Below are 25,817 nucleotides of genomic sequence, written 5' to 3'. Positions count from 1 at the left end.
GGTAGGCATAAAAAAATTCCGCATGCGAAAACTTTATCCGCCTCTGACGGAGGTTTCGACCTCCGTTTTCAGAGGCGTCAAGTTCATTCAGAGGGCCGCTGGTGGCACACGCGCAAGCCGTTACTCTGACTGCAACTGATTAGGAGCTCAATCCATGACTGCTTACGTACCCTTCGCTGCTCTACCTCACCTCGATCCAATTTTTGCGGGGATTCGTGGGCTGGATATTGCTGACGCTGAAGCTCGTGCATTGGCGATTGATCCGCGCCGATCGCTTCTTCTCTTGGCCCCGGCCGGCTCCGGCAAGACTTCGACTCTGCAGATGCGTCTGCTGTCGTGCCTGACTGTGGTCGAGCGCCCCGAAGAGGTACTGGCAATCACCTTCACCAATTTGGCAGCGGCTGAGATCATCGAGCGGGTGCTTGGAGCACTCCAGCAAGCTGCTACTGGTGTTGAGCCTACCTTGGAACACGAGCTTCCGCAGTACCGGCTCGCACGTCTGGTCCTGGAGCGTGACAAGGAAATGGGGTGGAATCTGCTCCTGAACCCAAGCCGCCTTCGTATCATGACGTTCGACAGCTTCTGTGCCTCCCTGGCGAGTAAAACCCCGATCATGTCTGGCCTAGGTGGTGGCAAGACCACCGATGACGCCTCCATGATTTATCATCAGGCGATCATGGAAACGTTGAAGTCCGTAAACGACAACGACATTCCTGAGGCTCTGGCTGAGGCCCTTGAGGCGGTCCTGAGATTCTCCAAGAACCGCTTTGAAACACTCGCTCCAATGTTTGCTGATCTGCTGACCAAACGCGATCAGTGGGCCGGGCGGATCATGACTCTCGATCCTGCAGCCATGCAGGAGGCTGTTAGTTCAGCTGTGCTCCAGGCCGCTCAGAGCGCGATAGCGCTGATTCCAGGGTCTGACCTGGAGCGAGCCATGAACTGCTTGCAGGCGGCTTCTGCGGCGCTCGAAGGCTTCGATTGGGCCGCAACTAAACCCCAGTTCGTCGCCAGCCCTGACGCCATGTCGTATTACGGCGCGTTTGCATCCTACATGCTGACCGGTACCGGCACTGTTCGCGCCAAAGTGAATGTCTCCAACGGTTTCCCGGCTAAGCATCCCTGCACCGTGGAAATGAACGATATTCTTGCCGACATCAAAGCAGGGGGCAGTTCTGGTGCATTCGCTCAGGCGTTGGGAGTCCTGTCGTGCCTTCCAGACCTTGAGTATCCCGCCCGGGCCGCGAAGATGGTGGAGCACTTCACCGTCATTCTGCGTTACCTGCTGGCGAACCTCACCCTGGCCATGGAAGCGACCAACTCGCTGGACTTCCCTGAGATCGCCCAGCGCGCAATCCAAGCGCTCGGCGCAGGGGAGACAGTTAGCGAAGCTCTTCTCGAAGAAGACCGCATCCTGCACATCATGGTCGATGAGTTCCAGGACACCAACCAGGCTCAATACGATCTACTGAAGCTTCTCGTAGAGAACTGGGAGATGGCTGACAATCGTTCGATTGCATTCGTGGGCGATGGATTCCAGAGCATTTACCTCTTCCGTGGGGCAGACCTCAATCTCTTTACCTCGGTGGTCGCAGCCAAGGCCTTCGGTCCCAAAGAAATGGAAGTGCTGCGCCTGACCGTCAATTTCAGGTCGCTCCCTGGAGTGGTCAGCTGGAACAACGACACCTACGCGCAGGTATTCAAGGACTCGGCATATGAATTCGTGCCCTCGGTACCTTTCCGAAAGGGGGAGGGTGGCGTAGAGGTGCATCCAATTGCTGAAGGCGCATTGGGCGAGGCTGCGGCAGTCACTGAAGTCATCACTGACGCCTTAGCTAAAGACCCTTCAAAGTCGATCGCCATTTTGGTTCGCGGCCGGTCCCACCTCAAACGCATCCTGCCAATGCTCAAAGATGCGGGAATTGAAGTCCGCGGTAAGGACATCGATCCTATCGGAGAAGCGGCACCGGTATCTGAGGTGATCGCTCTCATCAGGGCCTTCTGGCACCCTGCTGACCGTTCAGCCTGGGTTACGCTGTTGCGTGCCTCCTTCGTTGGCCTGAGCTGGGCTGACTGCCTGAAGATCGCTCAAGGTCACAAGGTGATTGGACATGCCCTTCGCGATGAAGCTGTCCAGGCCCAAACCTCGCCCGAGGGCCAGGCTCGCATCCAGCGGCTGCTAGCTGTGCTCGACGGCGTACAGCGTTCTAGCCGAGGTTCTGAACTCGCCTGGGCCGTCAAATCCGCCTGGATTGCCCTAGGTGGCCCGGCTACTGTCGACCGTGGCCAGATGGACGACGTTGAGACCATCTTCAAGCTCCTGACTGCACACACTGAGACAGGTGATCTGGTAGATCCTCAGGCATTCTTCCGTGCGATTGACAAGGCATACGCCAGCCCTAAAGCCGGCGCTGTGACCGTGATGACTTTGCACGGCTCGAAGGGCCTTGAGTTCGATATCGTGCTGATTCCAGGACTCAACAAAGGCGGGGCTAAAGATGATCAACCACTGTTCTACTTCAGACAGATGGAGGGTGTCTTCACAGTCGTCCCTAACCTAGGTGATCTGGACCCCACGACCCCAGAGAGCCGGCTATTCAAGTTTGTCGGAGGAATGGTGCGCAAGGATGTAGCGGCGGAAGTGTGCCGCGCTGCCTATGTAGGGACCACTCGTGCCCGGGAGAACTGCCACCTGTTCGTCTGCGTTGACCGTTTCCCGGCCGCTGAAGGTGAGGAGCAGAAGGATAAAGAGATCAAGCCGGTTTCCGGGTCGTTGGCAGAGTGTTTGTGGCCAGCTATCGGCCCCGAAGTGAAAGCGGTTGAACCGGCATTCCCAATCGTTGCTGATAAGGTCTCGGGCGTCCCATCTAAAGCCCGACTGGCACCTGATTTCACAGTCGAACTCCCAAAGTCGGTTTTCATCCCTGCAGCGAGCAATGATCAAATCCCAACGGAGAACGAGCTCAACGACGAGCTGCGCGAAGAGGAAGGCACTGACTACCGTGCTAAAACCATTGGTATTGTTTACCACTGGTTCGTAGAGCAGATTGGCAAGCAGGGCGTTGATCTGTGGAACGAGGAACGGGTTCGTACCAAAGCCCAGGCCATTGCCTCACTGCTACGCCGGGAAGGGTATCCAACCGCAGAAGTGCCCTCAGCTGTTGCGCGCATCATCCGGTTGTTGGTGAATACAGTGAATAGCAAGCATGGCCAATGGATTCTGAAAAAGCGGCCGGGCAGCGGTCACGAGGTCCAGGTCAGTGCTTATCGGAATGGCCGATGGGTACATCGCTTTTTGGATCGACCGTTCGAGGAGGATGGCGTCTACTGGATCAGCGACTATAAGACCCCGGATTGCCCTGAGGGCATGTCGGAGGATGCATTTGTCGCTCGGGAGGTAGAACGCTATCGAATGAAGATGGAAGAGTACGGGGTGGCTGTGCGTGATGCCGGGGTAACACTGCCGGTCAAGAAGGTACTGTACTTCCCTGCTTTTGACCGGCTGGCTGAGGTCGCCTAACTGTCATCGGGGGAACCGAATCTTTGGGTTCCTCGGGGTAATGGACATTCGTTTGTGCAGGGGCCTGGCGTCTTTGGGCTTCCTGTACTTCAGCGAGATGGGCACCTCAGTACGGATCTCAACGAGGGCCCGAAACAGCTGCTCATCAAATGGGACCTGCACGCATTCGTCCTTGAAGCTCAACAGCCCAATCACATTCGACTCGCCGAAAACCTGACGAGCCAGGCCGATGTAGAGAATCACCTGGTAGTACTCTCGGCGTCGAACATACCCTTTGTGCTTGCGGTTTTTGTACTCCCCAATCACGATCTGCCCGGTCCTTTTTCCCTTGAATATGGCATCGGGCTCTCCCCCTACTCCCAGCGCACTCAGCCGCTTACGAGGGTGGCCCTTTCCAAGGTCGGTACCGAGGATGGTCCATTGACTGGCCGGGAGCGAAAACTGTCTGTAGATGTCGAGGGGGGCTCTGGCTTTGAGCACCAGATAGAAGAGCACAATCGCGGCGATGACCGCCAAGAGCGTCAGCATGTCAGATCTCGATGATTCCGAAGTAGAGGAGGGCGGCCACAACCAGCACGACGGTGACCACGAATGCCGCCTTGCTAGGTCCCCGACCTATCCGCCTGTGCGCTGCAGTGCCCATCCTTGCTAGCTCGGGGTTGTATGCTCCGCCGTCCGATCCCACGAATTTCTTTGGATCTTCTGCGTAGGCAGCAATCTTGCTCACCGCCACGTTAGAGCTGCGCTTCATGCCAACTCCTCAATTGGGGGTTGAAAGAAGAATGTTTTGTAGCCGTCAAATTTAATGGTCCCTTCGTCCTCCAAAACTTTGAATGCCCGACTTGCAGACCGGCGCTCTACCCCCGCAAGGGTTCTGATCTCATCCTTGCTGGCCATTACCTCAATACCTCGGTCAGTGGGTCGAGCATCAGGGTGGTCAACCAGCATGCAGATCACTCGCTTGATTCGGTCCAGGTCCTTGGCAAACAGATACAGGGCCGATTGTGAGTGCTTCTTCACCAAATCCAACTCAGCAGCCATGAGCACAGTCTCGCTATAGCCGTTGGACTTCATGTACTCATCGTACTTGGCCTGTGGTACCTGCAGCAGGTACGTCAGGCTGCGAGTCTCGTAACCGAATCGGACTTGCTTGGGTTGAAGTGGCCAGATCATGTCTCCTCGACGCAGAGCATCGACGAAAACCGATTTGCTTTTCCCGTCGAGAGAGAGTGCGAACGCCACAACGCAACCTTTGAGCACGATGTAGAAATCGCCCTGGTTGGTGTCAAGCGTGGTCTTTGGCTGGACCTCTATCAGCTTCCCGTAGTGGTTGCCATTGATAAGCCAGCTGGCCCAGGAGCTTTTGAGAGGGCTGGTTTTAAACCACTCGGGTTCGGGTGTATCGAAAACAGTGATGGTGGGCTGCTTCATAACGTGTGCGTGACTGTTGGCCATCATTTAGCTTCCTTCAAGTCGTATTGGCTCTGATACGACTCGATCTTGATGTTGACGGTCGCCGGCAGTGGCAGCGCTACAAGCGACATGATGGATTCAGAGGTCGGTGATTCCACCAGCAACACGTTCCTGATCCGCTTCGCATTCGAGCAGTAGAGACCGCGGGAACCCTTGGATGGTGCTTCTCTGAGGATGATGTGACGGCGACGCACCGTGGGTAAGGCCAGGGGGCCGCGTACTCTTACGCCAGCGGCGCGCGTCAGCGCTGCCTTGATGGACTTAGCTGTTTGCTGGACAACAGGGTGTTCCAGGCCATCGATCACGATGTAGAAGCTGGCGGAGGAAAAATTCGAGCGCATGGTTCTGGGATCTGCTAGATCCCAGGCCTGGGCAGACTTTGCTTCGCTGAACATTGGGCAGGCCCTTGAGGTATCTCTTGCCCCTAATAGTGGAAAGAGACAGCCCCATTTCAGCGATCTTGCGGGAGATTATTTGCTCAGCTGGGCAAATTTCACTTGATGGTGAAGCGCCCGGGCGAATGAGCGCTGTGCATTTTGAAGGCGGAGTGCATCGATCAGGCGCGGAGTACGACGCAGTCTGATCGTATGTGGCCCGGTGAGAGCCCCAAGGACCTTGTCATAGAGCTTCAGCATCTGAGGACAACTCAACTCAGTGACTCGCGGAAGGGTTTCCTGGTGCGCTTTCACTGCAGTGGTAATGACGTTCTGCTTCCAGAGTCTGTAATTTCCAAGCACCGCTATTTACCTCTGGCATTGGGTTGTCTGCTACGCGACTGGTGCATAAACACAAGGTACATGCCTCCGAAGAACCACACTGCAATGAACGTCGTCGAGAACGAGAGGACGCCAACCTTGGCCACCTTCAGCGAGTGAGCTGGGTAAAGCTCATCGAACACGACTCGATAGAGGTTTTCGTTCTTGTAAGCCGTGACAATCACTTTCTGGCTGGCTTCAACCCCCCTCAACACTGAATCGGCTTCTTCGTCAGGTAGAGGGAATACATCAAGCCAGCCTGTGACACTCATTCGCGCAGTCTTAATGGACTCAAGGATACCCCGAGTTGAGGGGGCTGCCAAAACCTCAGTTGGGATTTCATCTCCCACCCACTCAAAGCACTTGATGGGTAGCGTTTCACACTGGTACTTGAACCGGCCCGGATAAGTGGCCGTCAACTCCTCCTGGTAGAGCATCCGCTGCTGAAGCAGCTCGCCTTGAACGTAGTAGGCGAATAGGTAGTGGATGCAGCAGAGGAATGTGGTGTAGGCAACGAGGAAGAAGGTGATGTGGATCCGCATGAAACTTCGGAACCCACGTTGGAAGACGAATCGCCCCACAAGCGTAGTGAAGACGATCGCCAAGGTGTAGACATCACCTCGCTGGCGCTCGGCCGGGAGGACTGTATGGCCAACCAGGGTGGCGAACCACTCGTACCCCATATTCAGATAATTCACTTCCTCCTGGACCAGAGACATGGCTGCTATGGCTACCAGCCATCCTAGGCTGATCGTCCTGCGAAAGTGTGCAAAGACACCAGTCCACAATGCCAGGAAGAGCACGTACACCCCGAGGTCCTCGAGGAGCTTTAAAAAGGTGATCGTTTCGCCGTCAGGGGTGGCGTTGCTGAGCGTCACGCAGGTGACCAGGTAGACCAGAAAGAAAAGAGGGACTTGAAGCTGCCATGGTATCCGCGATTCGAGAGCAGTCATCCCCTTGGCTGCAGAAGGGATGCGGGCAAGGAATTTCATAGGGTGGTTTTGGTTAGCCGCTGATGGGAACTGAAGATAGTATTCGGTTACGAATTGGATACCAGCCAAAACGAGGCTTCGGATTTCGCAACGCTTACTCGCAGATCGAGTCCGAACATATCTGCTACTAGGAATACTGAATGACTGCATCCAGCCGGCGGCACACGCGGTACGTGATCACAGAGGGAGCCCTGCTCTCGCAGAAGATCAAGGGTAAGGGTCTCTTTGCGGGGCTTCTGGGGTGGGATGAATGCAGGGTGAGAGATTTGTCTATTGCTGGCGCCCTCATTCTCACCGACAAAAAAAAGGGAATCGGCGACTCCATCTGCATGAAGCTGACCCAGAACAACGGCAAGGAGCTTGAGTTCGAGGGCAAGGTGGTCAACTGCGGGACTGACCATCGAAGCGGTAAGTACACCCTGGGGATATCGCTTTCAGACCAGGATCCAAGCTCTCACGAACACATCTTCCTGCATAAGCTGGCGGAGAGCTTTCCGGAAGCCCGCTGAACAGAGCTAGATGCCCATCAGATGTGACAAGGCCCATCCATTTGCATGGACGGGCCTTGAATAAGTCGAGGAACAGCAGCGGCACCCATAGGCATTTGGATGTAGAAGGGGGTGACTTAGGAGTTAGGAGGTCTAAAGCCTATGCTTTTCCTCAAAAGCTTGCCGAAAAAACGGCGGGGGAGTGAACCCCATTGCGCACATTCTGTACGATCATCGTCCAATTGTGAAGATGACCAGCCCCGAAATCGCTTGAAAAGGGCAACCTTTTCGTAACGGAAGGTAGCAGCAAATCGATACCAACCCTCTCGTGCACGTCTAGCACACCCCTTTCTGACAGCGGTACCGTCAGTCAGTTCCGTTCTCGATCAGATTTTTCTGGCTACCACCATCCAAAACTCCCCCTCCATTTGGAGCTGCCAGCATCCCCGCATTTCAGGGTTGAAGCATCGAGCCGCAAGCTCAGCCAGCGATCGGCTTGCCAAAAATGCGTTTAAAAATCGTCGCGCCCTGGGGCTTTGTCTCGGGTGCCAACTGGGCAACGCTGAATTTAACCCCTGTTTCGTCAGAGTGATACGCCAGCTGCAGGTTCGTACCTCTTGGGCCAACAAAAGGAGAGGACGCCGCCAGGGACTGATCCATCTGCAGGTTACCCGTCGCGAGCATGTTTCGGTCAAAGCCGAAAATCGCGCGGCTCTGGAATTTATTCCAGAGCACTGGATCCGGATGAGTGATGGTAAGCACCACATTGATCTTGGCGCTCTTCGCGAGCTTCAGGCCCGCATCGATCGATTCCTCATCCCTAGCCAGGGTAAGCCGATCAATGATCAACGTACTCCCCCGCTCGGCGCCTTCACTCAGGGCGGAGAAATGCGCCGAGACCAATTGCTCAAGGGTATAGGTGCGATCAGGAAGTATCGTCACAGCCAGGCGATGGCCCGGGTTTTTCTGTCTTGCCCCCAGGATGAAGGAGCTGTGATCTTCAGAAAGAGGCTTTCTGAAGACGTCATGTTCCCGGCTGTAGTGGTTGAGGTAATTGTCCCCGTCGGGGGTAGCCCGCACGACAGCTACGAGCAGATCGTCCAGGCGGTTCATGCAAATCACCTGGTCGATCCACTTAGAGATCAGAGGAGGATCTGTATGGATGACGAGCGTGTTTCCGCTGTAGTCCCGGCCGAGTAAATACTGCGATGGGGGCATGAACCCCATCCGATGTTTGAATCTGGCCATCTCCTCCGCGCTTTGGGAGGTTGGGTCGATTCTGTCCTGAGCGGCATAGTGTTTGAGGGCATCGAAACTGGAGAAGCCCCACATTGTGGCAATCAGGGTGCCCTGTGGATGCCCTTTTCGTACGTCATCGAGGGTGCTTCTGAGTGGGTCCATGTTTGTGGCCATCCGAACGAATTCCATCATCTGATGGGTGCGGTCGGGGAGGGCCTTTATCTCGTCAGGAGACTTGATGACTTGGAGGCCGTCTATGGGGTCGACCAGCTTATCAGTGCCGATGTCCAGCCGCTTGTGGCCATATGCTCTTGCGACGATGGCATTCGCGTCGGCCTCGCTGAGGGCCAAAGCTTTTTGCTGGACGAGTCGCTCCCACTGCTCTTTGTACATGCTCAGGAATCCAGAAGGTTGGTGATCGGGTGGTGGCGCTCCACAAAGCCCACGTATGCTGAATACAGCTCTTGATCGGACTGTTCGGTAAGGGAGTTGGCCAGCAGCCGGTAAGCACGGTGGAGATCTGGTTTGATGTCGGTCAAGCCGTGCTCAACAATCCTCACCAGCTCGAGCGTTGCCTTGACGTAGCCTGCCGAAGCCGCTTTCTCAATGTATCTGACCCCCTTGGCAGTATCTGCATCCGCCCGCTGGCCAAGCACGTGCGACATGCCATACGTAAATAGTGCGGCGCTAGACGCGGGCTTGGCTATGCAGGCCAGGCGCAACCAGTGATCTGCGCGTTTAGAGTCAGGCTCGACACCAATGCCCTGATTAAGGCAGCGGGCCACTTGGAACATAGCGTTGCCATCGCCCTGCTCGGCAAGCTCGAGCATGTCTCGATATGCGTTTGCGCGGTTCCGCTCGTCGAGAGAGAGGAGATCTTGGGTGAGGCTCGCCAGGCGCTGAGGGCTGTTCTGTTGGATGGTCATAGTGGGATTGCCTTATTCATTGGTATCGGCATGCGTCGACGGTAAGTCTGCTTTCGCCTTCAAAGGCCCGCGAACGCGCGGGTGGTACCGATAGAGATTGATGCTTTCGATTAGCGGTTCCGGCTCCAGCAGTGCGCGCCCAGGTTTTACAGCTGAAGATTTCTTACCTGCATCGCTTGGCTCGTATGACGGCAACGGCTTAATCCTCGGGGGCGGGCAGCCGATCTCATACACAAAAGGAACGGGACAGATAATCGGTTTGATTTTGGAGTTTCCGTCTCTAACGCGAGCCCTGATGTGGGGCTGTACAGGCCGACGAATTGCAACATGCTCATCCCGGAAAAGTACCTCCTCATCGCTGAGGAGCTTTTGATTAACAAGATCAATCGAGACTAAAAGCGCTCGTTCAACCGAACCATGGGGTGAGCTTTCGAATGTAGGGCGCCTCTCATGGTTCTGGTTGAGGAGTTCCTCCCATTCCTCAAGCAGTCCTGACACGGTATGCCTGGTCTCTGAGGAGCCAGTGTCATCCCAGTAAAAGTTGATGCTCCGCGGGGCGCTAAGCACATGCGTGCTACGCATCGCTTGTTTGGGGCAAATGTCTTGGAATTTCCGCCACACCAACCGGCGATCATTCGTCTTTTTGATTGTGCTGATCACCCTGGACAATTCGCTGCGCAAGGCATTGGTCTTAGCAATTTGGTCGATTGCGACCTTTGGCAGCGCGATGGCCCCTGGCACCCGTAGAGTCTCTTTCGGGCTCTGTCCTTCCTTCAGGGTGATGCAGGTCAAGGCCTCAAATGCAGCTAGAACTGCATCATCTCCTTCGAGGTGCCGAACCTCGATAGGGTCCGCTGCGTTCACCGCGTTTTCATGTCGAAACTCCATGGCATAAACCGCATGCACCTCCACCTGATCCCGAGAGGCCTGGAGCACGGCAAAGAGAGCTTCCAACTCAGTCTTGAGTTGGTTGACTAGAGCTATGGCTTGGCTAGTAGGGCTGAGATGGAGTTCCATGAGATCTTCGCGTTCTGGGCCTATGCAACACTTTAACGGCCGGGTGAATTCCGGCAATGCCTTATGGGTTTGGCAAACATTATTGCCCGGGTACACTCAGCTTCATAACCAAAATGAGGTATCCGAATTTTGTCACTGGCCAAGACCTTTGAAACTGCGAAGAACCTGGGTGTTTTGACTGAGGGCTGGCTGAAGCATGTCAAAGGGATTCTGAAGGAGAATCCAGCAGACATCGGCATTAAGCTGCAGCTCGACAGCGCCGCTTCAATCGTAGCCCCTGCTGCCCTTGTGGCGACCGTAGTTAGTCAATCAGGACTCACGGTTGGCCACGATCCAATCCGTGTCCTACTGATTGGGTCAGACCCTCTGATCAGATTCGACAACTCGAAGTGGGCAAGCCTGGCCGGCGAAATGCTGGGCTCCCCCGGAGCTATTGATATCCTGCTCACTGTAGACGAAGACGCTGCCTCCGAATTCTCTCAGCTGGCCAGCGCATTGGACCTCGAGCCTTGCGGCGTCATCACCCATGAAGAGGCCAGCTCAGAGAGTGGACCTCAGGTGGACCTGGCTATCTGGGTTCATCCCGCGGGCGAGTCCTCTGATCCAGGAGAGCAGCAGAACACGACTACCGCAATTGGCCTGGCGAGCCAGCGAGGAGTGCCCGTTTATACAGCATCGTTCAATGAGGTCGACCTCCACGCCCAGAACTACCTGATTCATGAACAGGCTTGGCAGATGGTGCCCCTGGGTGGTGCTATAGAGCGAGGATCCAAGGCGATTAACAAATTCGGCATCTCCACTGCTGACCTAGGGGTAGAAGGGGGGTGGGGCGCGATCCTGGGCAAGCTGGAAGTAAGCCTGCCAACTCTCAGTGAGGTAGAGATTTCCCTGGTGCGGACTGCTATGCGATTGGTCTGCGCTGAAGGTGCGCTTCACACCTCTTGGACCCTTGGCCAGCGTATCAATGGCGTAGCTTTCAATCGGATCATCCCTGTTGGGTTGCTGGGGAATATGGCCATTGACCCTCAGACCGGTCACATTCTGCAGCAGGACGAGGATTCAAGGGAGCTACGCCTCATTGGTCATCTCTGGCAAGCCGCGCTGGAGAGGATGCCGATCTCTAAGCGCGATCTATTGCCCTGGGCTTGCAGGCTGAAACTGGCATTCCTGTCCGAGCTACCGAAAGAGGACGAGCGTCGAAAAGAAGCTGTTGCCACGCTCGAGGAGGGGTTCAGGGCGGGCGTGTTTGACGCCGGTGTTGCGCTGGCCCGCTGCTATGAAGGCTCCAAGGCGGATGGCAGCAGTGCTAAGGCTGTTCAGTGGCACCGTGAGGTTGGTGACCGGCACCCATTGAGTGCGTACAGCCTGGCCTACCAAGCGCTCGAGGAGGAGGACTACGCCGCGGCTGAAATCCATCTGCGGGCATCCTCAGCTTTTGGTTATCCGGTTGCGATGACTGATCTCGGTAAGCTTCTTTGCAGCACCGACAGGGAAGGTGAGGGGCTTCAGCTCCTGGGCGAAGCGGCGGATCTGAAAGATCCAGAGGCAAACTATGAGTTGGGTGAGGTTTCTGCAAAAGCAGGTGAGCTTCAAAACGCACTCAACTATCTGCGGCAGGCTTGGACTTATGGCCACGCCGAAGCGGCCGGGCTAGCTGCGCAGGTCGCCCAGTACATGCTTGACCATGGCATCGGTAAACGTTCTTTGATCAAGCGCGAAGTGAAGGAAATTTCGACCTATCAGAAGAAGCTCGATCGACGCCAGGTAAGCAATGCGCACTGAGTTGGCGCGGCTGACGGTTGGAGCCATGCTGGCATTCGCTACCTGCGCCGCTAGTGGGGCAATGTCTCCATACGTTGACTCCAGGATTGTGACCTACCCCGTGTTCGGAGAGACGATCGCTGACATTCAGCGATCGATAGCGGGGAGTGCACCGAGCCGAAGCGGCGACGCTTATTACGCCGGAGTGACGAAGTGGAGCCTGACAGCGAATTACGACCTCATCCCAACCGAGAATGGTTGTTTGCTGGACAACGGTGAGGTCTACCTAAAGCTTCGAATTCACCTGCCGGCGCTCTCACAGAATCCTCGCTCAGCTGCTGTTGAGCGAGAGTGGCGTCGTTTCTTCAATGCCCTCAATGCTCACGAGGCGCTCCACGCGCAGAATGCTCACCGCGCTGCGGTGACGCTACTCGCGAAGATCAATGGCACCCGAACTGATGTGAATTGCTCTCGGGCAAGGGTGATAGCAGAGCAGGCGACCCAGACGCTGATTGAACGAATCTCGGCCTATGACAAGGATCTTGACGCACAAACACGCCATGGAGCGACACAGGGAGCGTATCTGAACCATGGTGTGAGGTAGCAACCACTGGTGGTGATCGATGTGATGACCGACACAGCAACCGTGCTCGTGCTCGACAGATCTGATGTGACCTCGACTTGAAATCCATTTACCGGCGCTGAAGGAGTACCGAATGAGCAAAGAAAGATTGAAGAATATTGGAGTCACTTCCAAGGTATGGAAGGAACTCAAGCTTATATCCATAGAGAAGGAATGGACGATGGATGAGGTGGTGGCAGACCTCTTAGAAACTCGGAAGCGGCATCTTGAGGAGATGGGCCGGAAGGGCGAGTCAAGCTAATACGCTGCTTCCCAAGCGAGTGATCCGGATTGGGAATTCCCTGATTCCCACCTTAAGGGGGAGGATCAGGGAATAACAGAAAATTGGTTGTCCGCACCATTCCAGATGCTATTGAGATGCGCCGGCATGGACCAGCGTTTGGCGCCCCTTCAGGCTGATGAGACCCTCATCTTGCAAGTTTTGAAGTACCTTCCCGACCATTTCTCGTGTGCAACCAACCATCGATGCAATTTCGACACGTGTCGTGTTAAGCAGGAACCCTTTTGGATGAGACTTCGCCTCAGGCAGAGTGCAGAGCTCTACCAACGCGCTCGAAACTCTTCCTCGAACGTCGAAGAATGCGAATTGGCCGACCTTCCGTAAGGCCCGCAGACTGGTCTGAGTCAGTTCGTTGCAAATGGCGAACATCCCAGCGGGGTCCGATGAACACCCAGCTAGAAATTCCGAAGCCGTCATGACGTATGCCACGCACTCAGTCTTTGCTAGCACGTACATCTGAATGCGATTGTTGGCCTCCGATTCGGTTGTACCAAAGACATCACCTGGTACGAGATGGATGACGTTCAGATCATTTGACTGACTTGGATCTGCCACGTGCAGTGCAGCGGTACCTGATTGCAGCAGGAAGATTTTCGGCTCGGGTGATTCGTAACGTAGCATGGCCGTGCCACGTTCATATTTGCGCAGCGTTCCGGATTTTTCAAAATACGCCTGAATGCGAGCTCCTGGGAGAGAGTCGCTGTGGCCAGGGTGTGTCATTAAACGCTCCGTCTGCAATGCTTCAACCGGCCCTGTTGGCGCGGCGAGGGAATGGCAAGACGATACCCATAGTTGCCGCTGTGCGTTAGCCAAAACAGCACCTCAGAATTTCGCGTGTCTGTTTTGAGTGGCGATAATGAGCACTCGAGGACAGTATTGGACGAAATTTCCAACTGGATCCCATGAAGTGAATCATCCACCTGAGGCACCCTTCGAGCTGGACGAACTGCCGTTACACCTTCGCATTGCCGCCCAGGTCCTTGGTGCTGGGTTGGACTTACTCCAAGCTCGGCACGACTCATCATGGCAGGCCGGCCGGCGGGCAGGCCACGCAGATGCCAGCTGCACTTCGAAAGCTGAAGAGCAGCCTAGCCAGGTGAAGCTCATCCTTGGGCATCCGGATCCCGTACATCATCGGCCGGGAAAGGATGACGACCTGTTTGGGCCTGGTCGCATCCAGTTGACCGGTGAAGTACGTGCGGCAATGCGTGCTGATTGTGAAAAAGTTTTAGGCAAGGCCGCGCAGCCTACTGGTGAGCAGTGGAAGGGCATACTGTCGAACTCGCCGGCGACCCTTGTGACCGGGGGCGCTGGGACCGGGAAGACGAAAGTCCTTCTCTTCAGAGCCCTGCTCTTACACCGATACCTGGGTATTCCCCTCGAGCAAATCCAAATTCTTACATTCAGTCGGGAGGCAAGGATTGACCTGGCGGCTGAGTTGCGAGAGCTATTTGGCCTGTTTGGCGTAACGCTCTCCAACGATGTGTGCTTGCGGGTGGTGAAGACCCCTCGCTCATGCCTTCTCTCACAGGTACAAGCGCTCCCGGATCTGGCCGCGGTAATCCCATTCGATGTTTTCGGCTGCTCCGCATCCAATACTGCAGCACTGGCTGATGGGCGGCCATTTGAGGCCACGCTTGTTCCGCTGCAGCGTGAAGAGATGACTAAGTGCCTAAATCTCCTTTACAGGTCCAACAGGGCCTTTGCTGCGCTGTATCAAGACCTCTGGAAAGCTTCGCTGAGACTTCCACGACTTGAGGTCGATGATGATGAGGTGGTCAAGCGGGCGCCATTAGGATGGCGCTTAAGTGAGTTTGATGAGCAACTGAGTGATGTAGTGGAGGGGCTATGGCGGTCGGCGAAGGCCTGGCCTTTTGAGGGGGCTACTCCAGAGAGGAAGTTGTTTAGCCTCCGGGGTCGTACATACAGCACGCACGGCTACATCCCAGCGCTGGGGCTCCACATAGTGCTTGGTCTAGATCGTAGTGAAGGGCCATCCCTCAAGCGAGATCCAGCCGCGATGGAGCTATACAAGGAAGTGGCTGTGAAGAGAACCTTGCTGCAGGGGTACTTCCCAGAAGGCTTAATCCACCTGGATTCTTATCAAGAGGGATTTCTACTTGCTGAAGGCCTGCGCAACCTCTCCAAGACAGCGCCGGCATTCTCGTATGCGCTCAAGGGGGATCGTTCTGCAGCACCACTTCTGGACTCGTTCAACGCCACCGCTGCGCTATTGGATGCACTGGGGCTGGAGGTGGCAAGCATCCCAGGGCGCATGAACTTCCTGCCCGAGGATAGCGATTCGATCTACTTTGAAGCGCTGGGCGTTTATTGGCAGGCCCTAGAGCGCCATCTGCTTGGCCTTGCTTCGCCAGTTATCCCGATTGGCCGTCTGTTTGCCTTGTTCGGAAATGATTCGCAGGCGCTACGCCATCTACCGACGCAAGTGATTGGCCAATGTCGACACCTACTCATTGATGGAGCAGAGGACCAGACTGTTCCAGTTGCTGGCTGGGTGAGGGCCGTCATCAGCGAGGTAAGGCGGCGTGACACGTTGCAACCACATGCACCTGGGCTGTGCACGTCGCTATTGATTGCAGGTGATAAAGGGCAGTGGATATTTGGTACGTTTGGGGCGACGCCTCGGCTGATCACAAATTTCGATGACCTGTTCCCATGCCCTGGGTCTCCATGCAGGGTCCCATTAACTGAATCCTTCCGGTCTCCGCAGTCAATTATCGACGCTAGCTACAATTTGGTTCAGAGCGTCGTGACCGGATGTGTCCGGGCACCTAAGGCTCAGTCCAGAGTCGGGCGCTCCTCTCAGAAAATACAGGTATTCGGCGATGATCCAGATGAGTTGAGGCGGGTTTGCCAGGAAGCTGCAGCGAAGGGCCTAAAGGTTCTGATACTGATTGAAAGCGAGGTCGACAAAGATTGGGTGGCCGCAGCGGTAGGCGATCTTATTCGGAGCGACAGGACCCAGGGCGGCAAGACTATTCGTGTTCGGGGATTCCATAAAGCCAAAGCGCTTGAAGCTGACCAAGTAGTTTTGGTCGGGGACCCTTCAGCACAGGGGGCCGCTATGTTTAAGAACCAGCTGTTCAAGCTGGCGGGGTTCAGCGCTGGGGGTGACCCAATGCCGGCGGACACCGTTAGCACTGGCGAAGCGCTTCGGCTGACAGCAAGCAGTATTGCTAGGGCGAGGGTGAGCTGCGCTTGGTTCCCGAACAGAGGGGCGGATGACCCTCGAACAGCAAGCATGCTTGCGGGCCTGCAGCCTGGACTGTTCGATGATAGACGATGACCATTCACCGATTAACATGGGGGTGAAGATGCCAGCCCTCGTTTCTGCATAGACCTCCCTCGAAGGCGCAAGCCAATGGCTGCGCCTCCCCAGGAACCTGGCCCCGATACTTAGCTTTACCCGGATACGAGTATCGAGGTGTCAGCTTTGGGTTTGAGGTCATCCCAGGACAATTCACGCATGACTCCTGAACAAGATCCTGGAAGAACGTCCGAGCAGGCCTTGCCTGAGTTGGTCTCGCCGCTCAAGGAGGACGTCATCTGCCCACACTCTGGACAGAGAACCCAACCTGACCTGATCTCCAGGCCGGCAGCGTCTTTGAACAGAAGGTCTCCAGCATAGAGCAGGTAGGAGCGGTGTATGCACTCATCGGAATGGCCATTTCGAGCCGACTCCATCGCTTGACGCGCTCTCTCAAGCGCGTCACCGCCGCTCCCTTTCTTCCAGTAGGTGCTACCGTCCTTGTGCTGTAGAGCCACTGAATTCAGCGCAGAGGTGGCCGCATAGAGCCGTGCGCAGTGCTGAATGAGTTCTTCCCTGGAGCATTGATCGAATGGTGTTTGCCCCCATTCCAGTTGCTTCTCGCTCATATTCCTTGGCGTCCTTCGGTTCGAGTTGAGGGTACATCTGCGGATTTTTCAGGATGCAATAGGGGGATGCCTAACTCTCTACTGCTGCCCGCGCGCCTCGCGTGCCAGGAACGCCTTGTGCACAGAATTGCAGAATGGAGCAAAGAGATAAGACAGGATGATAAGGGTGCAGAGGGCTGCGTCACCTCCCTGGGTTTTCAGCGCAGCAAAAGTGCCGGCTGCACCAATCAGTAGGTACAGAAGTCCGAATCTCGCGACTCGCCCCGACGCCAGCTTGCGAACCCTCGCCCAGAAGGAAGGCTTCTGTCGGCGCCCCATGTCTTCTCCGGACTCGCCGTGAAGGGTGTAGAAGTCCTGATCCCGCCAGGCCTCACAGAATTCTGGGGAAAGACCAGTGACCTCAACCATGAATGTCTTGCATTCATCATCGTTGTATCCCGGCCGAGACTTGATGAAGTGCGGGTAGGCCTTGCGGTCTGCCTCGACTACTTCATCAGGCAGGACATCTGAGATGAGGCCCATCATGCTGATGTAGCGCCAGTGTGCTTGGTCTAGGGCGTCTAACTGTTCCGGCGTCGCAAGCTTTAGAACGGCTGTAAACTGCTCTGGTGTCATAAGCGTCCCTGTTTTGGAGTAAGCCCGGGAGTCTTGAGGCCCGCGCTGGGAAGGCGAAGTACGATTGCGCCGGTCGACGCATCAGCGCTTCATGTGGAGAGTTGATTCTCCCACAGTCGCAGAGCCTTCTAGCCAAAACACACCTGTCAAAACAATGCTCCAAATTAGAGATAAAACCCGCTATGAGCGACAGGCCAGGGCAGCTAACCCTGGGACTGAGATATCAAATCCTTTGTCGACATGAGCATCAAGGTGCGTATACCCGTTGGTATCACATACGCTGCCACTTCAGTGCCGGCATACACTGCTTCGGTATCAGATTGATGGAACACACCATGCGGTATCCAGGGTTCATTCCCCAGCCATCTCCGCACCTGGTAATCAATAGTCCATCCGTCAAAGGTGACCCAGAAATGCGGCTGGACACTTCTATCACGTATGGTCAGAGTGCCTGCCATAAGGGTGGGCTTGAGGCCCTTCTCTATGAGCACAGAGGCAACCACTCGCGAGAAACCGTCGCACTCGAGCTCAGCTTCCTGCATTGGGTCGAACAGATTCATTAGCTCATCGCGGTTCATCGTTTACTCTCCGAGGTAGGAGGCCACAGTACGGGTGTCCAGTTCGTGCCACCAGCAACAAAAGCATGCTTCTGGCACGCAGCGTCAGCTGGGATAGTTTTGCCCATCGTTACAGCTGGTGCTAATCAATGAAGAATTTTAAAGCCAAAGCGGTGTCCTCCTCGCAAGGGGACCTTTTTGGAGCAGACCAGATTGCTGCTATCTACAAAGCTCGCCCCGACTGCCCATTATCCAACTCCACCCTCTACCAGCTTGTGGCCCAAGAAGCCGGCTTGTCGAAGGAGGCGATGGCTGAGCGTGTGCCGGTTGGCCGTTCAGGGCAGCGTCACAGTCTTGAACGCCGAGCCATCCGCTGGACTCAGCAGGACTTACGCCGAGCCGGCATTCTTGAGCGTGTCCCAGGCGAGCGAGGTATCTGGCGTCTGACTGAGGATGCCAAGCGTGACCTGAATATGGCGAAGCCAGGTGTAAAGGTCCTCGCCTTCCGCACTGATCTGGGCGTGGCAGTGTTCGGGCCGAGCGGAGACATTTTCAAGAACCTCGACATACCTATTATGGCCTGCGTGACGTCCCCGCCGTATCCATTAGCTCATTCCCGGCGATACGGAAATCCTGACCAAAAAGAGATCGTCAAATTCATCATGGATACGCTGGAGCCTATCATTGAGCGGCTTGACGAGCGAGGCAGTCTGTCGATCAACGTTAGCCAGGACATTTTCCTTCCAGGTTCGCCAGCGCGGTCTACATATGTCGAACGACTGGTGATCGCTCTCGAGGATGCTGGACTCAGCTTGATTGAGCGGCTGATCTGGCAGTCCAACAAGGCTCCTGGTCCCGTGCAGTGGGCCTCCAAAACCCGGCAGCAGCTCAACGTAGGTTATGAGCCAATCATTGTCATGGCGAAGAATCCTCTCAAATTCAAGGGAGACAACCGCCGGGTGCTGGAACCCCACACTGAACGACACCTCGCCCTGATTGACGCAGGTGGAGAAAAGCGCTCAACCTGCCATGGCGACGGAGCCTATAGGTTGAGGGTGGGGTCGTTCGCCCAGCCTACAGATGGGAGAATCCCCCGGAACATACTTCAGCGCGGTATTCGCTGTGCTCACGGCAACAGATACAAAAAGGCAGCAGAAGCGCTTGGGCTGCCTGTCCATGGTGCTGGACAGCCGTACTCTGTCCCAGAGTTTCTCATTCGGTGGCTTACCGAGGAGGGCGATGTCGTTTGTGATCCCTTTGGCGGCCGCCTGATGACCTCACTCGCGGCAGAGATGCTCGGGCGCCTTTGGATTACTGGGGAGCGGGCTCTGCAGTATGTGCGAGGCGGCGCAGAGCTCTTTCGGGATTGCCCAGGCTTCCATCTTAACCCTCAACTTGAAAAAGCTTTCGCTGGCGCTGCTCAGCGGTAAGGACACAGATTGTCAGCTATCAACCCTCACGACCTTTCAGACTGCTTCCGTGCCTACAGGTGGTCGAATGCCAGACACGGATTGCGTGGATATCCTGGTGATGCTTATCCTCAATTTGATTGGATCAGGTCGCTCGAGGATCGTGGGGCGAGGGTGGGTGTTTTGTTAGACCAGGGAATCACGCCGACGGACTATCTTCGTGAAATTCTTGCTTGGGGAGCGGGCAGTAATGATCCTTCGATGAAGTTCGAGGCCGGCCTTGGCAGCGTGGCATTGATTGAGATACTCCGACAGGTGGTGGCTTCGCTTGAAGATCCTCGAGAGGCCCTTCGTGCAGCATTGCGGATACCCGGCTTCGGATTGACATACGCGTCGAAGCTACTCAGATTTCTCAAGCCCGAAATCCACGCGAGTTTGGATAGTCGGATTCGCCAGGCCCTGCAACAGAATGACTTGCTACCCAATATTCACGAGTATGACAGCTCAAGGATCGATGGTTACGTCGCATTCCAAGCTTTGTGTACGGACTTATGCGCTCAGCTTGAAACGGCAGGTATAAAGCGTCCAAGCTGCGCGCTCCTACCAGGCACTACGTCAACTGGGTGGCGCGTTGCAGACGTTGAGATGGCACTCTTTGCATGGGCAGATAAGGTCTCGCGGAAATCTGCTTCGAAATAGAAAGCTCCGGTCCCTTCGGAGTGTAGGCCGTCCTACTGCTTGTAGCTGCTTGGGACATCGTTCCCATGCATTTTGATAGGTCACAAAAAAGCCACCTTACGGTGGCTTTTCTTCATGCTGCGGCGGCGTTACTGCTGACGCCAGCCTTCAACGGTGTCGGCGCCATACTGGTCTTTCCATTGTTTCAGGGTTCGTTGGTTGCCACCCTTGGTCTCAACAATTTCGCCCGAATCTGGATGCTTGTAGATCTTGACTTCGCGTGGCTTGCGAACACCCTTAGCCCCGGTTTTCGGGAATTTGTGGCTGACGCTGGCTGGGTCAAGCAGCGAGATGACGTCTTTCAGGTTTTTGCTGTAGGTGGCCAGGAGGTCTTTCAGTTTTGTTTCAAATTCCAGCTCAGACTTCAACTTTGGGTCGTCTTTGAGCGATGCCAGTCGAGCTTCGAGCTCTCGGATGGATTCTTCAGTAGAACGGTATTCGTTGATCAGGCTCATGGGGACTCCAGGCATGTATTAGACGCGCTCAGTACGTTACCAAAGGCCCCTTGAATTGGACCGGGGACTGAGCGCGTGGGATTTCGCCAGCTAGGGTAGCAATGGATGCAGCAAAACGGAACTCGTTTGTCTGTTTGAAACAAATCACATTGCCCGCCTCACAAGCAACGCCACTCGGTAATGCTAAAGCCAATGGTGTAGTTGAGGTGCAAAGCATTACGCAGCGTTCGGGTACGCGGCCTGCGGGGGAATTTAGAGGGTCCGCACAAAGGTATTGTGTACTGCCCGTGTTCACTACTCACATCAGCCGTTATCCTTAGCTATCCAGCAGTCCTTCATCTTCACGCTTACCAATGGAGACCTAATGAACTATTTGAGTGTGCTTGCCACCTTTTGCCTTGTCCTGTGCGGTACTGCCCAAGCTGAAACCATTTCGATACCAGTGGAAGTCATGGACGTCCCGCTTGAACAGTCGACGCCCTCCAAATGGGTGCGGTACGAAGGCTTGTCAAGCGAAAAGGCAGCGCACGTGGTCAAGGAAGCCGGCAAACAGGGTGCCGATTGCCATGAGTTCAAGGGTGGGCTTCTCGTGTGCCGGTATCCAGGGGATGAGCCAAAGTCGGTCGGAGTCGATTGGAACAAGCTACAGGGTGATGGTCTGAAGGAAGCCTTGGACGGCTTGTAATCGAAATTTTCATGGCACGGGTGAAAGAGCCCGGCCCAGATCGAAGGGATGGGGAAACGCACCAATTTCACCCAAGGCCCGGCCCTAATCCGCTGCACCATCAGCCCGCCCAGCCCCGGCCCCCAGTCTGCGGACGCATTGGGCCCACCTAATCTAAGGAGTCATCACATGGCAGTATCTAGCAAGGCCCAACGGTTTCAAGAGGACATGATTCGCTGCCGAGGCATCGAATTCGCTCGCTTGGGCATGATGGTTGAGGTCGATGGTGATTCGGGCACCATCCAAGGCATGAACGCCAGTGCTAACTTGGATGTGCGGTTCACCAACCAGCTCAAGCACGGTAAGCGCAACCACAACTGCCACCCAACTTGGAAGGTGAAGTATTTCGATGAAAGCGGCGCTCTCATTGCTCACTTCGATGAGGGCAAATGTGTGCTGCGACCAGAGCGCCCCGCAGCGTAGGAAAATTCCTATGGGACTGTGTATTCGAAAGCCTGGAATCGATGCGGTAATCGTTAGCGCATCTTTAGGGTGGGCTTTCCTTTGCGTGGTTTGGTTGTTCTATGGCTCTGGGTACCCATTCCTACAACCGACAGCTTATGAACTGACCACCCGTTTTTTGCTTTCAAGCCCGGAGACGGCATCAGAGGCCTCTGAAACCATCGAGAGTCAAGGATACCTCAGCATCATTGAGCAACGTCGTCTGCTATCAAGGATCACCCCAGTAGCGCTGCCTGACTGAGAGGAAATCCAGGGGCCCATTCAGACCTGAGTAAAGGTAAAAGCGTTGCGAGTTCCCGCTGCTGGTCGGCAGATCGTTCAGTCGCTATTCTGGAACCGCAATCCATCAGCCTCTGGGGGCCACGCATGTCCAACATCCTCGACAAAGGCCGAGACGCCTATGAATTTGTCACCCATGATCAAGCTGACCGCACAGGTATCGCCTGCGCACGTATCGCCGGTTCGCTGGCCAAGGGCGTAGACCCACAAGCATTGGCGGTGCAACTCACGGCCAATGAGCGCAAAAACAACAAAAATGATCCAGAAATCGTCACAGAGCAGGACGTGTTGAGCGCGGCAAAAATGCACCGCCTTAACCAGACTCGCCAGGTGTACCCACAAGTCCAGGCTGCGGAGCTGAACAAGGTGGCTCAGCAGGTTGACGAAACCGACCTGGTATTTCATAACTGACCCGTATCCCTGGGTATCCAAAGCCTCCTGCAATTGATCCTGCAGGGGGCTTTTTTCCTGCTGCGAGGTTAAATGACTTCAAATCGATCGATAGCTTCTCTCTGCAAAGGCATAGTCACCGTATTGCTTGCAGTGATTGCGACCTTGGTTGCTGTCTACGCGCACCACGCTCACGGCGGCTGGATTTCTGCAATCAGTTTCGTGCTACTAATCGGGTCAACAATTCCGATGATCCTGCACTTCAATCCGCAATATTCCGTCAAGAAAACGCCACCGCGCAGGCAAAAGGACCTGTTCGAAGAGTTCGAGGACCTTGATAAGCCTGGTCTGTTTGATGACCAAATAACAGGCTTTCGCCGATCTGAAGACGACTGATAGTGGTTCTAACCTCATTGGCGTATAGAGGAGCCACAACCGGCGCAAGACCCATTCGCAGAAGCGTCTGGATGTCGATCATTCATACTGAAGGAAGTCACAATGGGCACATCCGAATTTAAAAGACTGGCTGGGGAAATCCTCAGAGCCAGGAAAAACGGCTGGACAACACTATCGAAGGACGTGATCCGACTTCAGGCTAGGAAGGCATTGGAATCAGGAGCGATCACCCAGGAAGAGTACGACCGCCTCATAGAAATGCTTGACGAAGTCAACGCGCCGCCTCCTCCAGGTTCCGCAAACGTGAGTAAAAACAAACAAGGTTATTGAGAGAACATTCATGGCCAGGGGCACACTTAGTCACCTTCCTGACGGTAGTGCACCCTGGATTCTCGGCATCAAACCCATTCATAAATCGCAACAATTTGCGTGGTGCGTTTGTCGCTCGGCCAGCAGCCTTTTTCAGGGAGGCAGATCATAATGTCGCCCCGCTTGAAGCCGCCGGCTCAACCGTTACCATCTCGCCCAAGGTCCGGATCCTAGATCCAAATTCAATTGCACTAAATCAAGGTGGTTTTAATGATCTGGTTTCTACAGGGTCAGGCTTCTCAGCGCGACATCATTCTGGGCGCCTTGGAGGCACTCCCAGCCGGTGTGCGCGTATTCGCATCCCATGGGGGTGACCGACCGGAGATCACCGGTTTGGCTCACGGCAGCTTTAAGGAGCCTGAAGACCGCGAAGAGCGCATTGACTGGGTGCTCCGCACTGCAATCGAGAACTCGATTAAGGTGGTCTTAGCTGGTCGCGTTGGGGGCGCGTATGAGAGCCGTCGTGCGGATTTTGAGCGCGCAGGCATCACGCTTGTTACCGGCGGAATGAGCAAGCGCACTTTTGAGCTGGTTGACGACAAGGCCAATTTTACAGCCGAGGCAGAACGCGCTGGGTTGGCTTGCATCCCCGCTATCACGATTGAAAACCCAGACCAGCTACGCGCTGCCTATGAAACCTTGAGTCCGACTTCAGAGGTTTGTATCAAGCCGGTTGTTGGCATCTATGGACAGGGATTCTGGCGGTTCAAGGCCGGGGTTGATCCATTCCGCTGCTTTGCGAACCCAGATGCTCGAGAAGTCGACTTCGAGACTTATCATCGAATCTACTCAGCCGGGCCAGCTCGTGAGCCGATGCTGGTGATGCCTTACCTCCCAGGGCCTGAGTGCTCCGTGGACATGGTTTGTGAGGGCGGCAAGGTAGTGGCGTATGTCGGTCGCCGGAAAGCCGGAGCGCACCAAACTTTCGAGCGAGACACGCCGGCAACCGACCTGGCTGTCGCTGCGGCTCAGCATTTCGGTTGTGACGGCATCATCAATGTCCAGACCCGCGATGGCGCCGATGGGATGCCAAGGCTTCTTGAGATCAACCCACGATATTCAGGTGGTGTTGGCTACACCCGTGAAGCTGGTGTCAACCTTGCGGGTATCTTCGCTGCGCGCCGGCTTGGCCTCCCAGAGCCACAGATTTCTTGGAAGGAGGGGGTGCGAATTCGGGCGATCACTATTGCCGTTACGGCCCCGGCTGGGTGATAGAATGGCCATCATTCTGGTACCACGTGTACCAAATCTAGATTAAAGTTTCTGTCTACTCAGGGAGCGAGACATGCTGACGCCAGGCGCCAATGTTGCACTTTCTTCACCAAAAGCATCGTGGACGCTGGAGTCTTCGCAGCAGAACGCTTTTGGCTCGACCGCAGCTGTCGCGCTGATCCCTGTTGATGACAAACGATCCCCAAGGGGGGCTGCCGCGCTTTTTCACATTGAGCAGCCCGCTTGGATGCAATGGAGTGGCAGTCGGGAGCAGGTCGGCTGCTCGCTTCAGCTCGGGAGCCTGCCTGTCGGCAGCGATCGCGTTCTGCTGATCGTCTACAGATATTCCAACCTCGGGCCGGTTAGCTCTCTTGGCAACCTCAAGCTCAAGGTTGATCAAACGATTTCCTACGACCTGGATACCAGCGCGTTTGGCGAGAGCGCATTGGTATTGGGCGAGTTCTATTCCCGCGGTGGACAATGGAAATTCCGGGCCATGGCAGAAGGCTCAGCCTATGGCCTGGCGGCGTTTGGCCGCAGGCTCGGGGTGGAGATTGACGAAGCCAACCCTGACCATCCAGAGGTTGGGAGTCGTGACTCTCGCCCTAATGGCGGTGAAACGGCCGCCACTGGCACTGGCTTTGCTGTGTCCAGCAACGTGCTGCTGACCTGCGCCCATGTCATTGAGGGGATGTCGTCGATTGAGATCAGTTCCTTCAATGGTCGGTACCGAGCTGAGCCAGTGATGGTCGACACTTCAAACGACATTGCATTGCTCCGAGTAGATGGTGCGCCATTGACGCCCGTCCAGTTCGCCGCAACCGGCGGCTGCTCCCTGGGCGACGCAGTGACAGCGATTGGCTTCCCAATGTCGGGATTTGCTGGCGGTGGTGCGCATGTCACTCAGGGCGGCGTCTCCGCCCTGTTCGGACTGCGTAACGACTCGAGCCTCTTGCAGTTCACAGCGGCAATTCAGCCCGGGTCGAGTGGTAGTCCACTGTTCGACTCGCGGGGGAGTGTGGTCGGCATGGTTACTTCAACCGTGCCAGATGCGCAGAACATGAACTTTGCGGTCAAGTCCCATTTGCTCGGTGCCTTCTTAGAAGCATGCCATATCCATATCACAGTCAATGACTCTCATGCAGCGCAGACACCTGCCGATATAGCGAGGGGTGTTCAACCGTCGCTTTGGAAAATCGAAGCGCGAAATTAAATGCTGC

The 25,817-nt window shown here is 55.5% G+C and carries 27 protein-coding genes; 14 read left to right on the top strand and 13 right to left on the bottom strand.

Going from position 1 to position 25,817, the window contains the following annotated elements; all coding sequences use genetic code 11:
• Nucleotides 1–154: 154 nt before the first annotated feature.
• Nucleotides 155–3,520: a UvrD-helicase domain-containing protein gene (locus KY379_RS02720; RefSeq protein WP_102059578.1), complete on the top strand. Its 3,366-nt coding sequence runs from the start codon at nucleotides 155–157 to the stop codon at nucleotides 3,518–3,520.
• A 3-nt stretch (nucleotides 3,521–3,523) separates the two neighbouring features.
• Here the strand turns inward: KY379_RS02720 and KY379_RS02715 are convergent, their stop codons facing one another.
• From KY379_RS02715 to KY379_RS02695, 5 genes are all read right to left on the bottom strand, one after another.
• Complete coding sequence (locus KY379_RS02715; RefSeq protein ID WP_084852019.1) at nucleotides 3,524–4,048, bottom strand: hypothetical protein; 525 nt, start codon at nucleotides 4,046–4,048, stop codon at nucleotides 3,524–3,526.
• Nucleotide 4,049: 1 nt separating this feature from the next.
• Nucleotides 4,050–4,271: a hypothetical protein gene (locus KY379_RS02710; protein ID WP_084852017.1), complete on the bottom strand. Its 222-nt coding sequence runs from the start codon at nucleotides 4,269–4,271 to the stop codon at nucleotides 4,050–4,052.
• Nucleotides 4,268–4,978 (bottom strand): Crp/Fnr family transcriptional regulator, encoded by a 711-nt coding sequence (locus KY379_RS02705; RefSeq protein WP_084852014.1) that lies wholly within the window; start codon nucleotides 4,976–4,978, stop codon nucleotides 4,268–4,270. Before KY379_RS02705 ends, KY379_RS02710 begins: the two co-directional genes overlap by 4 nt.
• Nucleotides 4,975–5,388, bottom strand: coding sequence for a 30S ribosomal protein S10 (locus KY379_RS02700; RefSeq protein WP_084852012.1), 414 nt, complete (start codon nucleotides 5,386–5,388; stop codon nucleotides 4,975–4,977). Before KY379_RS02700 ends, KY379_RS02705 begins: the two co-directional genes overlap by 4 nt.
• A gap of 344 nt (nucleotides 5,389–5,732) precedes the next feature.
• Nucleotides 5,733–6,740, bottom strand: a complete 1,008-nt coding sequence (locus KY379_RS02695) for a hypothetical protein (protein WP_084852008.1) — start codon at nucleotides 6,738–6,740, stop codon at nucleotides 5,733–5,735.
• Nucleotides 6,741–6,880: 140 nt separating this feature from the next.
• On the opposite strand from KY379_RS02695, the gene KY379_RS02690 reads away from it, so the two are divergent.
• Nucleotides 6,881–7,249: a PilZ domain-containing protein gene (locus KY379_RS02690; RefSeq protein ID WP_084852006.1), complete on the top strand. Its 369-nt coding sequence runs from the start codon at nucleotides 6,881–6,883 to the stop codon at nucleotides 7,247–7,249.
• 459 nt (nucleotides 7,250–7,708) lie between these two features.
• Here the strand turns inward: KY379_RS02690 and KY379_RS02685 are convergent, their stop codons facing one another.
• The 3 genes from KY379_RS02685 to KY379_RS02675 are packed head-to-tail and all read right to left on the bottom strand — an operon-like array spanning nucleotide 7,709 to nucleotide 10,410.
• Nucleotides 7,709–8,860 carry a hypothetical protein gene (locus KY379_RS02685; protein WP_084852004.1) on the bottom strand — a complete coding sequence of 384 codons (1,152 nt, stop codon included), beginning with the start codon at nucleotides 8,858–8,860 and terminating at the stop codon, nucleotides 7,709–7,711.
• Nucleotides 8,861–8,862: 2 nt separating this feature from the next.
• On the bottom strand, nucleotides 8,863–9,393 hold the full coding sequence (locus KY379_RS02680) for a tetratricopeptide repeat protein (RefSeq protein WP_172402867.1): 531 nt from the start codon (nucleotides 9,391–9,393) through the stop codon (nucleotides 8,863–8,865).
• A gap of 12 nt (nucleotides 9,394–9,405) precedes the next feature.
• Nucleotides 9,406–10,410 carry a DNA replication terminus site-binding protein gene (locus tag KY379_RS02675; protein WP_084852002.1) on the bottom strand — a complete coding sequence of 335 codons (1,005 nt, stop codon included), beginning with the start codon at nucleotides 10,408–10,410 and terminating at the stop codon, nucleotides 9,406–9,408.
• A gap of 129 nt (nucleotides 10,411–10,539) precedes the next feature.
• Here KY379_RS02675 and KY379_RS02670 point away from each other — a divergent pair, with 129 nt between their 5' ends.
• The 3 genes from KY379_RS02670 to KY379_RS02660 all read left to right on the top strand — a co-directional run bounded on the left by KY379_RS02670 (nucleotide 10,540) and on the right by KY379_RS02660 (nucleotide 13,055).
• A complete protein-coding gene (locus KY379_RS02670) occupies nucleotides 10,540–12,192 on the top strand; it encodes a hypothetical protein (RefSeq protein WP_084852000.1) in 1,653 nt (550 codons plus the stop codon).
• A complete protein-coding gene (locus tag KY379_RS02665) occupies nucleotides 12,182–12,775 on the top strand; it encodes a DUF922 domain-containing protein (RefSeq protein WP_172402866.1) in 594 nt (197 codons plus the stop codon). Before KY379_RS02670 ends, KY379_RS02665 begins: the two co-directional genes overlap by 11 nt.
• A gap of 112 nt (nucleotides 12,776–12,887) precedes the next feature.
• Complete coding sequence (locus KY379_RS02660) at nucleotides 12,888–13,055, top strand: hypothetical protein (protein ID WP_158242117.1); 168 nt, start codon at nucleotides 12,888–12,890, stop codon at nucleotides 13,053–13,055.
• 108 nt (nucleotides 13,056–13,163) lie between these two features.
• On the opposite strand, the gene KY379_RS02655 is transcribed toward KY379_RS02660, so the two are convergent.
• On the bottom strand, nucleotides 13,164–13,814 hold the full coding sequence (locus tag KY379_RS02655) for a helix-turn-helix domain-containing protein (protein WP_084851998.1): 651 nt from the start codon (nucleotides 13,812–13,814) through the stop codon (nucleotides 13,164–13,166).
• Nucleotides 13,815–14,190: 376 nt separating this feature from the next.
• Between KY379_RS02655 and KY379_RS02650 the strand changes: the two genes are divergently transcribed.
• Nucleotides 14,191–16,401 carry a UvrD-helicase domain-containing protein gene (locus KY379_RS02650; protein ID WP_158242118.1) on the top strand — a complete coding sequence of 737 codons (2,211 nt, stop codon included), beginning with the start codon at nucleotides 14,191–14,193 and terminating at the stop codon, nucleotides 16,399–16,401.
• A gap of 116 nt (nucleotides 16,402–16,517) precedes the next feature.
• On the opposite strand, the gene KY379_RS02645 is transcribed toward KY379_RS02650, so the two are convergent.
• The 3 genes from KY379_RS02645 to KY379_RS02635 all read right to left on the bottom strand — a co-directional run bounded on the left by KY379_RS02645 (nucleotide 16,518) and on the right by KY379_RS02635 (nucleotide 18,184).
• Nucleotides 16,518–16,991, bottom strand: a complete 474-nt coding sequence (locus KY379_RS02645) for a hypothetical protein (protein ID WP_084851994.1) — start codon at nucleotides 16,989–16,991, stop codon at nucleotides 16,518–16,520.
• 78 nt (nucleotides 16,992–17,069) lie between these two features.
• Nucleotides 17,070–17,606: a hypothetical protein gene (locus tag KY379_RS02640; protein WP_176705137.1), complete on the bottom strand. Its 537-nt coding sequence runs from the start codon at nucleotides 17,604–17,606 to the stop codon at nucleotides 17,070–17,072.
• A 203-nt stretch (nucleotides 17,607–17,809) separates the two neighbouring features.
• Nucleotides 17,810–18,184, bottom strand: coding sequence for a hypothetical protein (locus tag KY379_RS02635; RefSeq protein WP_084851992.1), 375 nt, complete (start codon nucleotides 18,182–18,184; stop codon nucleotides 17,810–17,812).
• 128 nt (nucleotides 18,185–18,312) lie between these two features.
• Between KY379_RS02635 and KY379_RS02630 the strand changes: the two genes are divergently transcribed.
• Nucleotides 18,313–19,593 (top strand): DNA methyltransferase, encoded by a 1,281-nt coding sequence (locus tag KY379_RS02630; RefSeq protein ID WP_084858335.1) that lies wholly within the window; start codon nucleotides 18,313–18,315, stop codon nucleotides 19,591–19,593.
• A gap of 806 nt (nucleotides 19,594–20,399) precedes the next feature.
• Here KY379_RS02630 and KY379_RS02625 read toward each other — a convergent pair.
• The gene (locus KY379_RS02625; RefSeq protein WP_084851987.1) at nucleotides 20,400–20,765 is read right to left on the bottom strand and encodes a histone-like nucleoid-structuring protein, MvaT/MvaU family; all 366 of its coding nucleotides are present in this window, start codon (nucleotides 20,763–20,765) and stop codon (nucleotides 20,400–20,402) included.
• Between the two features lie 364 nt (nucleotides 20,766–21,129).
• Between KY379_RS02625 and KY379_RS02620 the strand changes: the two genes are divergently transcribed.
• From KY379_RS02620 to KY379_RS02590, 7 genes are all read left to right on the top strand, one after another.
• Nucleotides 21,130–21,450 (top strand): hypothetical protein, encoded by a 321-nt coding sequence (locus tag KY379_RS02620; RefSeq protein ID WP_084851986.1) that lies wholly within the window; start codon nucleotides 21,130–21,132, stop codon nucleotides 21,448–21,450.
• A 168-nt stretch (nucleotides 21,451–21,618) separates the two neighbouring features.
• Nucleotides 21,619–21,912 carry a hypothetical protein gene (locus KY379_RS02615; RefSeq protein WP_084851984.1) on the top strand — a complete coding sequence of 98 codons (294 nt, stop codon included), beginning with the start codon at nucleotides 21,619–21,621 and terminating at the stop codon, nucleotides 21,910–21,912.
• A gap of 405 nt (nucleotides 21,913–22,317) precedes the next feature.
• A complete protein-coding gene (locus tag KY379_RS02610; protein WP_084851982.1) occupies nucleotides 22,318–22,641 on the top strand; it encodes a hypothetical protein in 324 nt (107 codons plus the stop codon).
• A gap of 72 nt (nucleotides 22,642–22,713) precedes the next feature.
• Nucleotides 22,714–23,016: a hypothetical protein gene (locus tag KY379_RS02605; RefSeq protein ID WP_139813931.1), complete on the top strand. Its 303-nt coding sequence runs from the start codon at nucleotides 22,714–22,716 to the stop codon at nucleotides 23,014–23,016.
• Between the two features lie 102 nt (nucleotides 23,017–23,118).
• Nucleotides 23,119–23,346 (top strand): hypothetical protein, encoded by a 228-nt coding sequence (locus tag KY379_RS02600; RefSeq protein ID WP_084851978.1) that lies wholly within the window; start codon nucleotides 23,119–23,121, stop codon nucleotides 23,344–23,346.
• A 249-nt stretch (nucleotides 23,347–23,595) separates the two neighbouring features.
• Entirely contained in the window at nucleotides 23,596–24,597 is a 1,002-nt protein-coding gene (locus KY379_RS02595; protein ID WP_084851976.1) for an ATP-grasp domain-containing protein, read from the top strand.
• A 73-nt stretch (nucleotides 24,598–24,670) separates the two neighbouring features.
• Nucleotides 24,671–25,810, top strand: coding sequence for a trypsin-like peptidase domain-containing protein (locus tag KY379_RS02590; protein ID WP_256819879.1), 1,140 nt, complete (start codon nucleotides 24,671–24,673; stop codon nucleotides 25,808–25,810).
• The last annotated feature ends 7 nt before the right edge of the window (nucleotides 25,811–25,817 follow it).

This window comes from Pseudomonas sp. HD6422 (assembly GCF_025377065.1).
Lineage (GTDB): Bacteria > Pseudomonadota > Gammaproteobacteria > Pseudomonadales > Pseudomonadaceae > Aquipseudomonas > Aquipseudomonas putida_U.
The sequence above is the reverse complement of the archived record's forward strand: the minus strand, read 5'-3'. Positions and strand labels throughout refer to the sequence as shown.

Bases quoted from the DNA above. Each gene is read 5' to 3' on its own strand.
- KY379_RS02720 (WP_102059578.1), top strand. From the start codon at position 155: ATGACTGCTTACGTACCCTTCGCTGCTCTACCTCACCTCGATCCAATT.
- KY379_RS02715 (WP_084852019.1), bottom strand. From the start codon at position 4,048: ATGCTGACGCTCTTGGCGGTCATCGCCGCGATTGTGCTCTTCTATCTG.
- KY379_RS02710 (WP_084852017.1), bottom strand. From the start codon at position 4,271: ATGAAGCGCAGCTCTAACGTGGCGGTGAGCAAGATTGCTGCCTACGCA.
- KY379_RS02705 (WP_084852014.1), bottom strand. From the start codon at position 4,978: ATGATGGCCAACAGTCACGCACACGTTATGAAGCAGCCCACCATCACT.
- KY379_RS02700 (WP_084852012.1), bottom strand. From the start codon at position 5,388: ATGTTCAGCGAAGCAAAGTCTGCCCAGGCCTGGGATCTAGCAGATCCC.
- KY379_RS02695 (WP_084852008.1), bottom strand. From the start codon at position 6,740: ATGAAATTCCTTGCCCGCATCCCTTCTGCAGCCAAGGGGATGACTGCT.
- KY379_RS02690 (WP_084852006.1), top strand. From the start codon at position 6,881: ATGACTGCATCCAGCCGGCGGCACACGCGGTACGTGATCACAGAGGGA.
- KY379_RS02685 (WP_084852004.1), bottom strand. From the start codon at position 8,860: ATGTACAAAGAGCAGTGGGAGCGACTCGTCCAGCAAAAAGCTTTGGCC.
- KY379_RS02680 (WP_172402867.1), bottom strand. From the start codon at position 9,393: ATGACCATCCAACAGAACAGCCCTCAGCGCCTGGCGAGCCTCACCCAA.
- KY379_RS02675 (WP_084852002.1), bottom strand. From the start codon at position 10,410: ATGGAACTCCATCTCAGCCCTACTAGCCAAGCCATAGCTCTAGTCAAC.
- KY379_RS02665 (WP_172402866.1), top strand. From the start codon at position 12,182: ATGCGCACTGAGTTGGCGCGGCTGACGGTTGGAGCCATGCTGGCATTC.
- KY379_RS02660 (WP_158242117.1), top strand. From the start codon at position 12,888: ATGAGCAAAGAAAGATTGAAGAATATTGGAGTCACTTCCAAGGTATGG.
- KY379_RS02655 (WP_084851998.1), bottom strand. From the start codon at position 13,814: ATGACACACCCTGGCCACAGCGACTCTCTCCCAGGAGCTCGCATTCAG.
- KY379_RS02645 (WP_084851994.1), bottom strand. From the start codon at position 16,991: ATGAGCGAGAAGCAACTGGAATGGGGGCAAACACCATTCGATCAATGC.
- KY379_RS02640 (WP_176705137.1), bottom strand. From the start codon at position 17,606: ATGACACCAGAGCAGTTTACAGCCGTTCTAAAGCTTGCGACGCCGGAA.
- KY379_RS02635 (WP_084851992.1), bottom strand. From the start codon at position 18,184: ATGAACCGCGATGAGCTAATGAATCTGTTCGACCCAATGCAGGAAGCT.
- KY379_RS02630 (WP_084858335.1), top strand. From the start codon at position 18,313: ATGAAGAATTTTAAAGCCAAAGCGGTGTCCTCCTCGCAAGGGGACCTT.
- KY379_RS02625 (WP_084851987.1), bottom strand. From the start codon at position 20,765: ATGAGCCTGATCAACGAATACCGTTCTACTGAAGAATCCATCCGAGAG.
- KY379_RS02620 (WP_084851986.1), top strand. From the start codon at position 21,130: ATGAACTATTTGAGTGTGCTTGCCACCTTTTGCCTTGTCCTGTGCGGT.
- KY379_RS02615 (WP_084851984.1), top strand. From the start codon at position 21,619: ATGGCAGTATCTAGCAAGGCCCAACGGTTTCAAGAGGACATGATTCGC.
- KY379_RS02610 (WP_084851982.1), top strand. From the start codon at position 22,318: ATGTCCAACATCCTCGACAAAGGCCGAGACGCCTATGAATTTGTCACC.
- KY379_RS02605 (WP_139813931.1), top strand. From the start codon at position 22,714: ATGACTTCAAATCGATCGATAGCTTCTCTCTGCAAAGGCATAGTCACC.
- KY379_RS02600 (WP_084851978.1), top strand. From the start codon at position 23,119: ATGGGCACATCCGAATTTAAAAGACTGGCTGGGGAAATCCTCAGAGCC.
- KY379_RS02595 (WP_084851976.1), top strand. From the start codon at position 23,596: ATGATCTGGTTTCTACAGGGTCAGGCTTCTCAGCGCGACATCATTCTG.
- KY379_RS02590 (WP_256819879.1), top strand. From the start codon at position 24,671: ATGCTGACGCCAGGCGCCAATGTTGCACTTTCTTCACCAAAAGCATCG.